Raw genomic sequence first — 14,468 nt, 5'->3', positions numbered from 1 at the left:
CGCGTTATCCTCGCGCCATGTCCACGCCGCTGACCTTCAAGCAGGCCGCCGCCGCGCTACGCCGGGGCGGCGTCGTCGCGTATCCCACCGAAGCCGTCTGGGGGCTGGGCTGCGACCCGTTCGACGAAGCGGCGGTGACGCGGCTGCTCGCCATCAAGCAGCGGCCGGTCGACAAGGGCGTCATCCTCATCGCCAGCGCGCGTTCGCAGTTCGACGGGCTGCTCGACTGGGACGCCCTCACCGCGCCGCAGCGCGAAACGGTGCTCGCCAGCTGGCCGGGCCCGAACACCTGGATCGTCCCCACCCTGCCGCGCGTGCCGCGCTGGATCACCGGCTCGCACGACGGCGTCGCCGTGCGCGTGAGCGCGCATCCGGACGTGATCGCGCTCTGCAAAGCGTTCGGCGGGCCGCTGGTGTCGACCAGCGCGAACCTGGCCGGCGAGCCGCCGGCGTTCACGCGTGAGGCGCTGGATCCGCGCGTGCTCGCGCTGCTGGACGGTGTCACGACCGGCGAAACAGGCGGCCTCGCCTCGCCGACCGCCATCCGCGACGCCCGCACCGGCGCCCAGATCCGCGCCTGAACACAGGGCAGCGCTGGAGCCGCCGCGGCCGCGCATCGCGCTTCCTTCGTCACCCCGGCCGACGCAAGATGCGCCCATGCGCCCGGCTCTCCGCATCGTGACCCTGTCCTTCCCGCTGCTGCTCGCGACGGCAGCTGCGTCGGCGGCGGAGATCACGATCTACCGCTGCACCGATGCGAACGGCCAGCTCGCCTTGCGCGACACGCCCTGCAAAAAGGGCGAGACGCAGCAGACGAAGGAAATGCAGCGCCCGAAGGACGCGCCGCCCGCCGTGCGCCGCGCCGCTTCCGCACCGAAGGCGACGCCGGCCGCGGCGGAACCCGCGACACGCTATCTCGTCAGCGCGCCCGCGCGGCCGATGTACGAATGCGTCACGCCCGACGGCAACCGCTATCTGAGCGACACCAGCGCCGGCAATCCGCGCTGGGTGCCGCTGTGGACGCTGGGCTATCCCGGCTACGCGGGCCTGCTGCCGCCGCGCCGCGAGTTCTATCCCGGCAGCGTGCAGGCCAACGTGCAGGGCCAGTTCAACGGTGGCGATGGCCGCTATTCGGTGAGCATCGGTGACCGCCCGCCGCCGCGTCCGCCGCACGACGTGCCGCCGCCGGGGTACGCGGTGGATTCCTACGGCGCCGGCACGTGGGTGTACGACGAATGCCACGCGCTGCCGCAGGAAGAAGTCTGCGCGCGTCTTCGCGACGAACGCTGGGAACTCGGCCGTCGCTACAACAGCGCGCTGCAGGGCGAACGCGGCGACATCGATCGCCGGCAGCGCGGCATCGACGCGCGTCTGGCCAGCGATTGCGGGGGCGGTTGATGCGGCGACTGCACATCGGCGCGCTCGCGTTGTCGTTGGTCCTGGCGATGCCCGCCGCGCACGCGCAGCTCGTCATCTATCGCTGCACGGATGCGTCCGGCGCGGTCACGCTGCAGAACGGCACGCCCTGCCCCAAGGGCAGCAAGCAGCAGAAGAAGGTGATGGAGACGCCGGCGCCCACCCTCGCGCCTCCATCGATCGCGCCACCTGCGGTGCCGCCACCCCCGCCACCGCAACCCGCGCCCGTCGTCGCGCCCGCGCCTGCACCCACGCCACCGCCGCAAGCCGTCGCCACGCCGAAGCAACCGCCGCCGGCGCTGTTCGAATGCCGCACCTGGGACAACACGCGTTACTTCGGCGAGGACCCGCAACCGCCGCCGCGCTGCGCGCCGATGCAGGTGACCGGGCTCGACGGTTCCAACGCGATGGCCGGCGGCGCCGCGTGCCAGATGATGGACGACCAGTGCCAGCCCGTCGCCGAGGCCGCGCTGTGCGACGCGTGGAGGCAGCGCGTGCGCGAGCTCGATGCGCGCGCGACGTTCGGCGGCGGCGACGCCGTCCCCCCGGAAGAAGCCGAACGCATCCGGCGCGTCCTTGCCGACAGCACCTGCACGCCCTGACGACGTCGTGACGCCGCGGCGCTGGCCGCCGGCGCGCCCCGCACGCGTTTGAACTCAGGGCGAAGCGGCGGCGGCCCCGCCGCACGACCGGACGGCCGTCCCGAGGCCGCCACGAGCGCAAGGGAAGACTCTTGGAGATGGACTTGTCCGCAGTGCGCCCCGCGCTCGGCTGGTGGACGGTGTCGGCCCTGATCGTGGCCGCGCTGCTGCTTGCCGCGGCCGCACTGTTCGTCCTGCGAGAACGCATCCCCGCGCACTGGCAGCAGCCGGTGCGCGCGCTCGTCTTCGGCGTGAAGATCGACGACGACGTCCGCATCGCGATGCCCGATGGCACGCATCTGGCCGGCACGCTGTATCGCCCGCGCAACGTGGACGGCCCGCTGCCCACGGTCTACGTCCGCCTCCCCTACGACCGCCGCCGTTACGGCGAGGCCATCGGCGAGGGCCTGTTCTTCGCGCGCAACGGGTACGCCGTGTTGTTGCAGGACGTACGCGGCAAGTTCGAATCCGAAGGCGACGACTTCCTGCCATGGCGGCACGCCACCGCCGACGGCGTCGCCACGCTCGACTGGATCGTCCGCCAGCCCTGGTCGAACGGGAAGGTCGGCACGATCGGCTGCTCGGCGCTGGGCGAACTGCAATACGCGCTCGCGCGGGCGAACCATCCCGCGCATGCGGCGATGATCCCGATTGCCGCCGGCGGCGCGGCCGGCGACGTGGACGGTCAGGCGGGCTACTTCGGTGCGTTCGAAGGCGGCGTCTTCCAGCTGGCGGGTGCGGCGGGCTGGTTCGCCAAGCACGGGATGAAGGCCGACCACCGCCCGTGGCCGAACGACCTCGACATGGCATCGGCGCTGCCGACACTGCCGGCGATCGACGTCGTCAAGCGCGTGCGGCCCGGGGCGAACGGCTTCCAGGACTTCCTCCAGACGCCACTCGGCGACGCACGCTGGCGCGCGCTGGACTACGTGTTCTCCGACGACCGCCCGACCACGCCGGCATTGGTGGTCGACACCTGGGGCGATCCCAGCCTGGCCGGCACGCTCGCGCTGACCGAATCGGTGCGCCGGCATTCGCCCGACGCGGCGCGCGCGCAGCACGTGCTGATCGCGCCGGGAAACCATTGCGAACAGGAACTCGTCGTCGGCATGGGAAAGTTCGGCGAACTGCCGGTGCGCAACGCGGCGCAGCCGTATCGCGACTACTACCTCGCATGGTTCGACCACTGGCTGCGCGGGCGCGGCGACGGCCTCAAGGCGCTGCCGCCGTATCGATATTTCGTGCTCAACGAACAGCGCTGGCTGGACGCGACGCAATGGCCGCCGGCCGAAGCACGGCCGCAGTCGTGGTACCTGTCGAGCAATGGCCACGCCAACAGCCGCGACGGCGACGGCGTGCTCGCGCTGGAAGCCGCGCGCGAGATCCGCTCCGACGACTTCATCCACGATCCGACGGATCCGGTTCCCTCGCGCGGCGGCCCGCTGTGCTGCACGGGCGATCCGAACCAGCGCTCCGGCCCGGTCGACCAGCGCGACGTCGAGACGCGCAAGGACGTGCTCGTCTACACCTCCGCCCCGCTGCAGCAGCCGCTGCGCATCGTCGGGAAACTCAGCGCGCAGCTGGTCGTGTCGTCGACCGCGCCCGATACCGACTTCGTCGCGCGCCTGGTGCACGTGTGGCCCGATGGCCGCGCTACGAACATCCAGGAAGGCGCGTTGCGCGCACGCTACCGCGACGGCGTCGAACGGCCGAGCCTGATGACGCCCGGCCAGCGTTACGTACTGGACGTGCCGATGCGGTCGATCGCCTACCTGGTCCCGCGCGGCCATCGCATCCGGCTGGACATCAGCAGCTCCAGCTTCCCGCGACTGGAGCGCAATCTCGGCACGGGCGGTCGCAACTACGACGAGAGCGTTCCGTCCAAGGCGCTGAACCGCGTATTCCACGGCGGCGACGCGGTGAGCTTCGTCGAGATTCCCGTGCTCGATCTGCCGGTGCCGGACGAAAGGACGTTCCCGGGCCCGCGCTAGACGCCGAACGGATACGTCTCCGGCACCTGCGTGTCGTCGCGTTCCGGTGCGGCGATCGCGTGCACCGCCTGCGTCTTGTCGAACCAGACGTAACCGTCGTACTGCCGCGCGAGCGATGCGCGTGCGTAATGGCTCTGCAGCTCCGTGTCGGGGCGGTAGATCACGCCGATGAAGCGCTGCAGGCGCGGTTCGGACAACGCGTGTCGCAGCGCCTCGCCATGGCCTTCGCGCAGGTCGAGGAGGAAGCGTTCGATGCCGCTGTCGTGGCACAGCCGCTCCACGCTGTCGGCGCGCGACGGACGTACGTCCATCACTTCCATCTCGTCGCCCCAGTCGTGCGCGGCGGCGACCGTGCCGGCGTGCGTGCCGAAGCCGATCAGCGCCGCTTCGCCGGAATGTCGCTGGCGAACGAGCTGGCCGATGTTGTGCTCGCCGCGCGACTGGCCCATGTCGGTGTGGCGCGCGTCACCGATGTGAGAGTTGTGCGCCCACACCACCGCGCGCGAACGTGGACCGTGCGCGCGCAGCAGCAGGTCGAGCGTGTCGGCCATGTGCTCGTCGCGCAGGTTCCAGCTCTCCGCGCCGCCGTAGTACATCACGCGGTAATAGCGTTCGGCCGAGGCGACCAGGCGCGCGTTCTGCGCGGCGTCGAGGTGGTCCGGCTCCAGTTCGTCGATATCGCCCAGCCGCTCGTCGAGCAGGTCGCGACACTGCCGCACCACCGCTTCCTCGCACATCGCGTGCCCGGCGCGCAGCGCGGCGCGACCGTAGACCTCGGGCGAACTCTGCCAGGGCGTGAGGCAACCGTAACGTTCGCGCGCGACGGCGGCTGCGTCCGGATCGGTGCGATCGAGGTAGTCGAGCACCGCCTCGATCGATGCGTCGAGGCTGTAGATGTCGAGGCCGTAGAAGCCGACCTGCTCGGTGTATTCGCGTCCCTGGTTGTAGCGGCGCATCCAGCCGGCGAGCGCGGCGACTTCGCGATTGCGCCACATCCACGTCGGAAAGCGCGCGAACACCGCGCCGTGCGGCCGCGGCGGCAGATGCCGTACGTGGCGGTTGACGACCGACGCGTCGGGCCAGTCGGCTTCCACCGCGACCAGCGTGAAGCCATGCCGCTCGACCAGCCGCTGCGTGATCGCCGCCCGCGCGGCGTAGAACTCCGATGTGCCGTGACTGCATTCGCCCAGCAGCACGATGCGCGCGTCGGCGAACCGTTCGAACGCGTCGGCGAAGGCTTCCTCGTCGATACCAGGCAGCGGGATAGCGTGTTCGGCCACGAGCGATGCGGCATCGTCCGCGCGCGCTGGGGTTGCGCGACGGCTCGCCGCGCGGCGGCCGTCCTCGGCCCAGCCCTGCTCGCCCACGAGCGGCACGAACATCACCGCGCCGAGGTCTTCGCGTTCGAACATGTCCTCGCCGGTGCGTACGATCTTCGTCAGTTCCTGCACGTCGCCATCGTCGCCGACGGGAATGACGAGCCGCCCGCCGATGGCGAGCTGCGCCTGCAACGCCTGCGGCGGCGAGGGCGCGCCCGCGGCGACGACGATGGCGTCGAATGGTGCGGCGTCGGGCCAGCCGCGACTGCCGTCGCCGGTGTGGACCTCGATGTTGTCGTAGCCCAGCTGCGCGAATCGCGCACGGGCTTCGTCGGCGAGCGAGGCATGGCGTTCGACGGTGTGCACTTCGCGCGCGAGGCGCGACATCACGGCCGCGGCATACCCCGATCCGGTGCCGACTTCGAGCACGCGATCGCCGGGTTCGATGTGCGCGGCTTCCAGCATCAACGCGACGATGTACGGCTGCGAGATCGTCTGGCCCTCGCCGATGGGCAGCGGGCTGTCCTCGTAGGCGAACTCCTCCATGCCGGCCTCGACGAAGCGTTCGCGCGGCACCTCCGCCATCGCGGCGAGCACGCGAGCATCGCGCAATCCACGCGCTGCCAGGTGGCTGCGCACCATGCGCATGCGCGCGGCATCGAATGCGGCCATCTCGTCCTGTCGCGTGTGGGCTGGCCCATTGATGCCCACGCGCATGTTATGCGCCGGTCACGCGCGCGGCGCGAACCCTTCACCTGTTCGTTCCGTCGCGCGCGGTAGGCTACACGTGCCTGGAAAGGAGGTCCCACGAACGAAAGTTCATGATCCTCGACAGGCAACCGACAAGCGTTCCGCTTGTCACGACCGCCAGGCGATTCAGCACCGCCTGGCGGTTTTTTATGCGTGTGTTTTCCGCAGGCGCGATGTCGCGCGCATTCAGAAGCCGTAGCGCAGGAAACCGCCGTCCACCGCGATGCATTCGCCGGTGATGTAGCCCGCAGCCGGCAGGCACAGGAACGCGATCGCCGCGGCGACTTCTTCCGGTTCCCCGATGCGCCCGAGCGGCGTGCGCAGCAGGACCTCGTCCAGGTAATCCGGATCGGCAAGCTTGTCCGACGTGCGTCGCGTGCGGATGTACCACGGCGCCACGGCGTTCACGCGCACGCCGTCTTCGGCCCATTCGACGGCGAGGTTGCGCGTCATCTGGTGCATCGCCGCCTTGCTCATGCCGTACGGCGCGCCGGTGCGCACGTGCGTGGTGCCCGACACGCTGCCGACGTTCACGATGCTCGACGACGCATGCTTCGTCAGCAGCGGATGCGCGTAACGCGACAGTTCGAACGCGGAGAACACGTTCACTTCGAACACCTGCCGCCATTCGTCCTCGGTGTAGTCGGTGGCGGCCTTGGTGAGGTTGCCGCCGGCGTTGTTCACCAGGATGTGCAGGCCTTCACCGAAATCCTCGACCCAGTCGAGCAGTTCGCGGCGCTGCTCATCGTCGGCGACGTCGGCTACGAAGGCCTGTACGTCGCGTTCGGGGAAATCTTCCATGAGCTCGGCGCGCACCGCGTCGAGCCCGGCGACATCGCGCGCGGCGAGCAGGACGTCGGCGCCAAAACCCAGCAGCTCGCGTGCGACCGCGCGGCCGATGCCGGCGCTGCCGCCGGTGACCAGGGCCAGCTGGCCGTCGAGGCGCCAACGCTTGGGATCCATCGCCGTCTCCGTGATTGGGGGCACATGCCGGTCGCTTGCCGCGCGCGGCGGCCGGCGTAGCATAGCCCGCAGACCCGGCCACGAGGATGCGCGGATGTTGCGGAAGCTGCTGTTGGCAATGACGGTGATGGCGTTGTTCGCGGGTTGCTCCAAACCGCAGCCGCCGGAGAAGGAGCGGCCCGTGGAACCGCAGGCGACGCAATTGCGCGATGCAATCAAGGCGCCGATCGACAAGGCCAAGGACGTCGAGAAGCAGGTGCAGGACGCCGCCGACGCGCAACGCGCTGCGATCGATGCGCAGGAGCAGGCCGCGGGCGGTTGATCGTCAACTACCACGTGGAAACGAAAAGGCCCGCCATTGGCGGGCCTTTTCGTTCACTGCGTCTCTGCGCGAGGTTCGCGGATCAGAACCCGCAGAAGCAGTACGCCAGCGCCTTCACCGGCACGCCGCGCGTGGGCGCGATCGAGCTTTCCAGGAAGCGCAGGTCCTTCGCCGTCTGCGGCGAGGCCTTGGCGATCAGGCTGCGCGCCAGATCCGAATCGCGCATCAGCGCACCGCCGGCGCGGCTGGCGATGAAGCCGGTGAAGAAACGCTCGAACGGCGTCGCCGCCTTCTCGATGTAACGCACCTGGTAGTCGCCCTGCTGGCCGAGCTCGGCGCGCTTGGCCGCGAACTCGATCGCCTGGTGCAGGCCGCCGAGTTCGTCGACGAGGCCGCGCTCCTTCGCCTGCGCGCCGGTCCACACGCGGCCGCGTGCGATGGCGTCGACCTGCTCGACCGGCTTCTTGCGCGCCGTGGCGACGCGACCGGTGAAATCGCGGTAGCCCTTCTCGATCACCGACTGGATCACCTGCCCGACTTCCGGCTGCAGCGGCCGCGTGATGTCGAACGCGCCGGCGAAACGCGTCGTGCCCACGCCGTCGCTGCGCACGCCGATCTTCTCCAGCGCGCGCGGGATCGTCGGGATCAACCCGAAGATGCCGATGGAACCGGTGATCGTCGAGGCATCTGCGTAGATGCGATCGGCGTCCATCGAGATCCAGTAACCGCCCGATGCGGCAAGATCGCCCATCGACACCGCGACCGGCTTGCCGGCCTTCTTCAGGCCGACGATCTCGCGGCGGATCTGCTCGGAGGCGAACACTTCGCCGCCCGGCGAATCCACGCGCAGCACGACCGCCTTCACGTTGTCGTCGTCGCGCGCTTCGCGCAACAGCTCGGCGGTGGACACGCCGCCGACGGTGCCCGGCGGCTGCTCGCCGCCGCGGATCTCGCCTTCGGCTACGACCACGGCGACCTGCGGGCGCGGATCGACCGCGCTGAGACCGCTGTCGATCTGCGTCAGGTATTCGTCGAACGACGCCTGGCGATAGCCGCCCGGCGCGTCGTCGTCGGCGACGCCGCGCTGCCGGAGCAGGTCGTCGACTTCCTCGTGCGTCTTCAGCCCATCGACCAGCTTCGTTGCGACGGCGAACTTCGCCAGGTCGCCGTTGGCGGCCTCGATGCCTTCGGGCATCTGGTCGATCTGCTGCGACAGCTTCGCCGCGTCGAGCTTGCGCGCCTTCGCCACGTCGGCGAGGTAGCGCTGCCACACGTCGTTCATCCAGTACAGGTCGGCTTCCTTCGCCTCGGGCGAAGCCGCATCGAGCACGTACGGTTCGGCGGCCGACTTGTACTCGCCGACCTTGAACAGGTGCACGTCGACGCCGAGCTTGTCCTGCAGGCCTTCGCGGTAATACGTGCGATAGCGGCCGAGGCCTTCCAGCAGCATCCCGCCCATCGGATCGAGATAGACCTCGCTCGCCTGCGAGGCGAGCAGGTACTGCTTCTGGTCCATCATTTCGGAGAACGCGACGACCTGCTTGCCGCTGGCTTTCACGCGCGCGATCGCGCCGGCGGTCTCGCGCAGCGACGCCATGCCGGCGGCCTGCAGCTTGTCGAGGTTGAGCACCACGCGTTCGACGCGCTTGTCCTTGGCGGCGGCATCCAGCGCGCGCACCAGGTCGCGCAGCTGCACTTCGCCGCCCTTCTCGCCCAGGGCGCGTTCCAGCGCGCGGGTCAGCGGATCGCTGCTGAACTGCTCGACCAGGTTGCCTTCGGGCGCGATCACCAGCGTCGTGCGATCCAGCAGCGGCTTGTTGCGGGGGCCGGCCATGAGGATGGCGAGGAACACGAACAGCAGCAGCAGGAACAGCAGGTTGAGGATCAGACGGCGGGTGAAGTTCATCGCATCCCACACGCCCACGAAGAAGCGGGCGATGGGGCCGCGACGCGGCATGTCGTTCATACGTTCTCCTGGATCACGCGGCCAGCCTAAACGCGGGCGGGCGTGGAATCACCCGCCATTCGTAACACGGACCGTATGGCGGGTTCGTGATCCGCGGGGCCGGAAAGGGCGGCTCGCGACCTACGGTCCCCGCATCATCAGGCGGTCCGGATGGCTCGACCGGACGAACCGCACGCACAGCAGCACCGAGGCGAAGGTCAGGCCGGCGATCAGGCCGATCCACATCCCGCGCGGGCCCCAGCCCAGGCCCAGTCCGAGCCCGGCGCCCAGCGGCATGCCGATGCCCCAGTAGGCGACGGCCGCCAGCAGCATCGGCACGCGCGTGTCCTTCAGCCCGCGCAGCGCGCCGGCGGAGAGCACCTGCACGCCGTCGGGGAACTGGAACGCCGCGGCGTACAGCAGCAGCGAGGCGGCCAGCGTCGCGACCGCCGCGTCGCGCGTGTAGAAGCCGACCAGCAGGTCGTTGCAGGTCAGCAGCACGATGCCGGAGAACAGCTGCGTACCGATCACGATCGCGTAGCCGGCCTTTGCGGCGCGACGCACCCCGTGGAAGTCCGCGCGACCCAGCGCATGCCCGACGCGCACGGTCGTCGCCTCGGCCAGGCCCATCGGCACCATGAAGCACAGCGCCGAGAGGTTGATGGCGATCTGGTGCGCCGCCGCCGGCACCTGGCCCAGGCGACCCATCAGCAGCGCGGTGGCGATGAACAGCCCGCCTTCCATCAGCACCGTCACGCCGATGGGCAGGCCGGTGGCGAGCAGCCCGCGGATCGTCGGCCAGTGCGGCGCGTCGAAGCGCTCGAACAGCTTCAGGTCGGCAAAGCGACGCGACCGCTTGAGCACGATGAAGAAGCCGATCGCCTGCGCCCACAGCATGATCGCCGACGCGATACCGAGCCCGCCGGCGCCCATTTCCGGGAAGCCGAACTTTCCGAACGTCAGCGTGTAACCGATGGGCAGCAGGATCAGCAGCCCGCCCGCGCTCAGCACCAGCGTCGGCAAGGTCCAGTGCAGTCCCTCGCTGAGGTAGCGCATGCAGAAGAACAGCGTCAGCGCGATCACGCCCCAGCGGATGCCGTGCAGGAAGTCGGTCGCGCCCGGGATGATTTCCGGCGCGATGCCCATCGGCCCGAGCGCGTGCGGGATCAGCGTGAGGAACGCGAACAGCACCAGCCCCAGGCCCAGCGCGAGCCACAGCGCCTGCCGGAACAGGCCGCCGATGTCCTCACGGCGACCGGCACCATCCAGCTGCGACACCGACGGCGGCACCGACAGCAGCGTGCCGATCGGCACCATCATCGGCAGCCACCACAGCGCGGTGCCGATGGTGACCGACGCGAGCGTGGTCGTGCCGTGGTGCCCGGCGAGCACGTTGTCGACGAAACCGATCAGGCCCGTGGACACATGCCCGCCCACCAGCGGCGCGGCGAGGATGGCGGTGGTGCGGATTTCGCCGGACAGGCCGTTGCGGCCGGGCGAGACGGAGGAAAGGGACATCGTGGAAACCAGACGTACGACTGCGGCCGCGCGACCGCATCCAATGTCGGGCGCTGGCGCCGGGTCGCGGCGGCCCGTTATCTTAACCCCTTGAAATGAACCGACTGTCGTCGTGCGCCGGGGAGAGCGTTGACACATGAGTTCCAGCACCGGCCACGCGTCGCACGACGTCCATCCGACCCATTGCGAGAACTGCGGCGCCGCGCTGCAGGGGCACTACTGCCACGATTGCGGCCAGTCGGTGGTGAACCCGATCCGCCACGCCGCGCACGCGATGGAGGAAGTGTTCGAGGCGTTCTGGCACCTGGACGGACGCATCTTCCGCACGCTGCGCGACCTCGTCTCGCCAGGCCGCGTCGCCATCAACTACCTGTCCGGCCAGCGCGCGAAGTACGTCGCGCCGCTGCGCCTGTTCGTGGTGCTGAGCGTGCTGACCTTCTTCGTCGCGCAGCTGGTGATCCACGTCGAATCGCAGGACACGACGGTCGAACTGCTTGACGAGGGCGTGGGCAATCCCGGCCGCACGCAGAACGTCAATCGCGAGAACAAGCGCTTCGCAACGGCAACGACGATCGAACAGGTCGAACGCATTCGCGCCACGCAATTGGCCGAACTCGCCGAAGGTCGCGATGCGGTGTCCACGATGCTGCCGCACGTGCGCAAGCCGTTCGAGGTCGCGATGGTCGACGTCAACACGGCCGCCGACAAGCGCATCCAGCAACTGGTGAAGACGCAGGACCTCACCGCGAACGAGGTCGAGAAGGAAAAGGGCCGCGGCGCGGAAGGAAATCGAGGCCGAGCGCAGCGAGACGAAGTCGACGCCCGAGATGGACAAGGCGAAGACGCTTGCGGACGTCGAAACGCTGCGCGACGAGCAGGTGCGCAAGCAGCAGGCGGAACTCGCCGCGCTCAAGCCGACGCAGACGGCCGAGCGCCGGCGGCTGCAGGCCGAGATCCGCGAGACGAACGAAGCGGCCGGCTGCCGCGCCGCGCAGCTGCAGATCGCCGCCGCGCGCGGCAGCGAAGGCATGCGCACGCGAAAGGCCGCCGCCGACGCGCGCATCTACGGCGAGACCAATTGCGATGGCCGCCTGACGCTGTTCGGCAGCGACGAACCGTGGGACGAGGAACTCAACCCGCTGGTGGTCTCGTGGGTGCCGGACTTCGTCAACAAGTGGATCAACCGGCAGATCGCGCACGGCAAGGACAACGTGGCGCGGCTGCAGCACGATCCCGGCCTGTTCGTGAAGGCGATGCTCGGCGCGGTGCCGTCGGCGCTGTTCCTGCTGGTGCCGGTGTTCGCGCTGCTGCTCAAGCTGGCGTACGTCGGATCGAAGCGGCTGTACCTGGAACACCTGGTCGTCGCGCTCTACAGCCACGCCTACCTGTGCCTGGCGATCCTGACGTTCTTCCTGCTGATGGCGCTGGACAATGCGATCACGCCGAAGTGGGCGGGTTTTGGCTGGATCACCGGCACGCTGGAATTCCTGATCTGGATGTGGATGCCGATCTACCTGTGGATCATGCAGAAGCGCGTGTACGGCAACGGCTGGCTGCTGACGTCGCTGCGCTATTTCGTGATCGGCAATCTCTACTTCGTGCTGCTCGGCTTCGCGGTGGTGTTCATCACGATCGCGAGCATCGTGCGGATGTGACGCAGTCAGCCCCTCTCACACCAGGAGAGGGGTTGGGGTGAGGGGTAACGAAGGGAAGGCGACGAACGGCCCTGGCCGTGATGGACAGGCGTCGACTCTGCCCTTTAACGGCTTAGTGCTGCAGCCGCCGCCACAACCAATCGCCGCGCTCCTGCGCGCTGACCGACACCAGTTCGCGGCGCAGCGCCGCACGCGCATCCGGCGGCGTGCGCTGCGCGAGCACGCCCAGGTCGCGCCGCTGCTGCGGCGTCATCGAACGCAGCGTGCGCAGCATCGCGGCGTGTTCGGCTTCGGGGACCTGCGCCAGCAATGGATGGAGGACCGCGTAATCCGCGCCGAGCGACGGGCCGAGCAGCCACCCGCGACGCTCGCTGCGATCCATCGCGTCGAACTGCGCGCGCCATGCGCCTTGCAGGTCCGGTGGCATCGACGCGTACTGCACGGCGGCCGACTGCGCCTGCGCGCGTTCGCCCGGCGACAGCGCCTGCCAGGCGAGCCAGCGCTCGCGGCGCTCGTCGCGTTCGGCGCGCGGCAGGGCATCCCACTGCGCGGCGCGCTCGCGGAACAGCTTCTGCTCCGCGGGCGACCACGCGTCCCAGCGCTGCGCGTTGGCGCGCAACGTTGCCTTCGTGGCGGGCGGCAGGCGTTCGAGCAGGTCCGCCAGTTCCGGCGGCGTCGAGCCCGCGACGGCGGCGATCATCGCCAGCGACACGAGCATCCAGCGCGAGCGGCTCGCGTTACGGCGCATCTTCGGTCTCCGCCTGCGTTTCGGCTGCGATGCCGTGCGCCACCGGCGACGGCGCGACGTCCTCCTGCACCGGGATATCCGGCGGCGGAGTCGGCGCGGTCACGCCGGCGGCCTGCTGCGCGGCCAGCCAGCTGTTGAATTCCATGTCCTGCGCCGCGGCCTCGCCATGCGGGTCGGCCAGCAGCGCGAAGTCGCGGTGCGTGACCATCGCGGCCTCGTCGCCGTAGGTCGAGGCGGGCGAATCGGCCTCGGGCAGCGGTTCGACGTCCACCCGGCGGTTGCTTCCAACGCCATCGACGTTCCCGCGCCCGAACGGGAAGAAGGTCGCGGCCATCGCGAGCACGCACAGCGCGAGCAGGCCCCACAGCAACGGCATCAGCCAGCGCGGGCGCGCCGTCGTGGCTCCGTCGGCTTCGGCGGAGACCGCGGCCCCGTCGCCGCGCAGTACGGCCTCGCGGGCGGAGCTCAGGCGGACGAGGCGGTCGGGCGGCAGGGTCTTGATGCGGCGGTGGATCTGCTCGCGCAGCTGCTGCCAGGCGAGCGGGTCAGCGCGACCGTCGGCGTGGTGCGGCAGTGCCCGCTGCAGGGCGAGCCGGTAACCGGCCAGGCTCACGCCGAGCACGCCGGCTGCCTCCTCCTCGGACAGGCCGGCGGCGACCCGCAGCAGCAGCGCGGCGCGAGGCCCACTGCCGAGCTCGCCAAGGCGATCGGTGGCCTCGATGGGAACCGCCACCGCGGTGCGCTGCCCGAGGCGCGGCTGCGCGAGCAGGAGCGCCCAGAAGCGCCTCGGCCAGTCGGCCATCGGCAGGCTCCCGGCCTCGGGACGGAACTGGCGCATCGCCTCGGTCAGGGCGGCGTCGCCGGCGGCGGCATCACCCGCCTGGAGTTCGGCCAGGACCGCCCCGCGACGTTCGACACCGCGCAGGAAGGCGGACAGCGCGGGGGGCCCGGAAGGGCGTGAAGAAGCGGTCGGAACGCTCATCGGAACTGCATCACCATGCGCCGCATGATAGCGAGGCAGATCCGTGAAAAAGCCCTTGACAACGCTGAGTCACGTGCTCCGCCAAGCGGGACGCGGCCTGCACTGGAAAACCGGTTGTGCACAGCAGTAACGCCGCCGTCATTCAGGGCTTCCTGAACGCGCCCTTCAGCCGGGTGACAACTGTGTTTCACGCACAAGTGCATGATCTTAAAGGGAAT

12 protein-coding genes and 1 pseudogene are annotated in these 14,468 nt (G+C 69.8%); 7 read left to right on the top strand and 6 right to left on the bottom strand.

The features are described 5' to 3' along the window. Positions 1-17: 17 nt before the first annotated feature. From tsaC to ABIE51_RS02200, 4 genes are all read left to right on the top strand, one after another. On the top strand, positions 18-581 hold the full coding sequence (gene tsaC, locus ABIE51_RS02215; RefSeq protein WP_192632060.1) for an L-threonylcarbamoyladenylate synthase type 1 TsaC: 564 nt from the start codon (positions 18-20) through the stop codon (positions 579-581). A 76-nt stretch (positions 582-657) separates the two neighbouring features. Beyond that, on the top strand, positions 658-1,398 hold the full coding sequence (locus ABIE51_RS02210) for a DUF4124 domain-containing protein (protein ID WP_192632059.1): 741 nt from the start codon (positions 658-660) through the stop codon (positions 1,396-1,398). Continuing rightward, entirely contained in the window at positions 1,398-2,018 is a 621-nt protein-coding gene (locus ABIE51_RS02205) for a DUF4124 domain-containing protein (RefSeq protein WP_192632058.1), read from the top strand. Before ABIE51_RS02210 ends, ABIE51_RS02205 begins: the two co-directional genes overlap by 1 nt. Before the next feature lie 152 nt (positions 2,019-2,170). Further along, the gene (locus tag ABIE51_RS02200) at positions 2,171-4,048 is read left to right on the top strand and encodes a CocE/NonD family hydrolase (RefSeq protein WP_354504777.1); all 1,878 of its coding nucleotides are present in this window, start codon (positions 2,171-2,173) and stop codon (positions 4,046-4,048) included. Here ABIE51_RS02200 and ABIE51_RS02195 read toward each other — a convergent pair. Then, entirely contained in the window at positions 4,045-6,084 is a 2,040-nt protein-coding gene (locus ABIE51_RS02195) for a protein-L-isoaspartate(D-aspartate) O-methyltransferase (RefSeq protein ID WP_502913242.1), read from the bottom strand. The two genes, ABIE51_RS02200 and ABIE51_RS02195, sit on opposite strands and share 4 nt — an antisense overlap. 219 nt (positions 6,085-6,303) lie before the next feature. Beyond that, entirely contained in the window at positions 6,304-7,080 is a 777-nt protein-coding gene (locus ABIE51_RS02185) for an SDR family oxidoreductase (protein WP_157028983.1), read from the bottom strand. A 94-nt stretch (positions 7,081-7,174) separates the two neighbouring features. On the opposite strand from ABIE51_RS02185, the gene ABIE51_RS02180 reads away from it, so the two are divergent. Then, positions 7,175-7,402, top strand: a complete 228-nt coding sequence (locus ABIE51_RS02180; RefSeq protein WP_192632056.1) for a hypothetical protein — start codon at positions 7,175-7,177, stop codon at positions 7,400-7,402. A gap of 82 nt (positions 7,403-7,484) precedes the next feature. On the opposite strand, the gene sppA is transcribed toward ABIE51_RS02180, so the two are convergent. Beyond that, positions 7,485-9,368: a signal peptide peptidase SppA gene (gene sppA / locus ABIE51_RS02175; protein WP_192632055.1), complete on the bottom strand. Its 1,884-nt coding sequence runs from the start codon at positions 9,366-9,368 to the stop codon at positions 7,485-7,487. Positions 9,369-9,488: 120 nt separating this feature from the next. Then, entirely contained in the window at positions 9,489-10,865 is a 1,377-nt protein-coding gene (locus ABIE51_RS02170) for an MATE family efflux transporter (RefSeq protein ID WP_115842681.1), read from the bottom strand. 136 nt (positions 10,866-11,001) lie between these two features. Between ABIE51_RS02170 and ABIE51_RS19315 the strand changes: the two are divergent. Beyond that, a pseudogene (locus ABIE51_RS19315) lies at positions 11,002-11,244 on the top strand (DUF3667 domain-containing protein); the annotation flags it as partial. Positions 11,245-11,692: 448 nt separating this feature from the next. After that, entirely contained in the window at positions 11,693-12,520 is an 828-nt protein-coding gene (locus tag ABIE51_RS02160; RefSeq protein ID WP_354503293.1) for a hypothetical protein, read from the top strand. 112 nt (positions 12,521-12,632) lie between these two features. On the opposite strand, the gene ABIE51_RS02155 is transcribed toward ABIE51_RS02160, so the two are convergent. Both ABIE51_RS02155 and ABIE51_RS02150 read right to left on the bottom strand, forming a co-directional pair. After that, positions 12,633-13,268: a DUF3106 domain-containing protein gene (locus ABIE51_RS02155; protein WP_192632053.1), complete on the bottom strand. Its 636-nt coding sequence runs from the start codon at positions 13,266-13,268 to the stop codon at positions 12,633-12,635. Beyond that, complete coding sequence (locus ABIE51_RS02150; protein ID WP_192632052.1) at positions 13,258-14,250, bottom strand: sigma-70 region 4 domain-containing protein; 993 nt, start codon at positions 14,248-14,250, stop codon at positions 13,258-13,260. Before ABIE51_RS02150 ends, ABIE51_RS02155 begins: the two co-directional genes overlap by 11 nt. Between the last annotated feature and the right edge of the window lie 218 nt (positions 14,251-14,468).

The sequence above is a fragment of the Lysobacter sp. OAE881 genome, assembly GCF_040546665.1.
In the GTDB taxonomy this organism is placed as follows: Bacteria; Pseudomonadota; Gammaproteobacteria; order Xanthomonadales; family Xanthomonadaceae; genus Lysobacter_J; species Lysobacter_J soli.
This window is presented reverse-complemented; position numbering and strand designations above follow the sequence as displayed.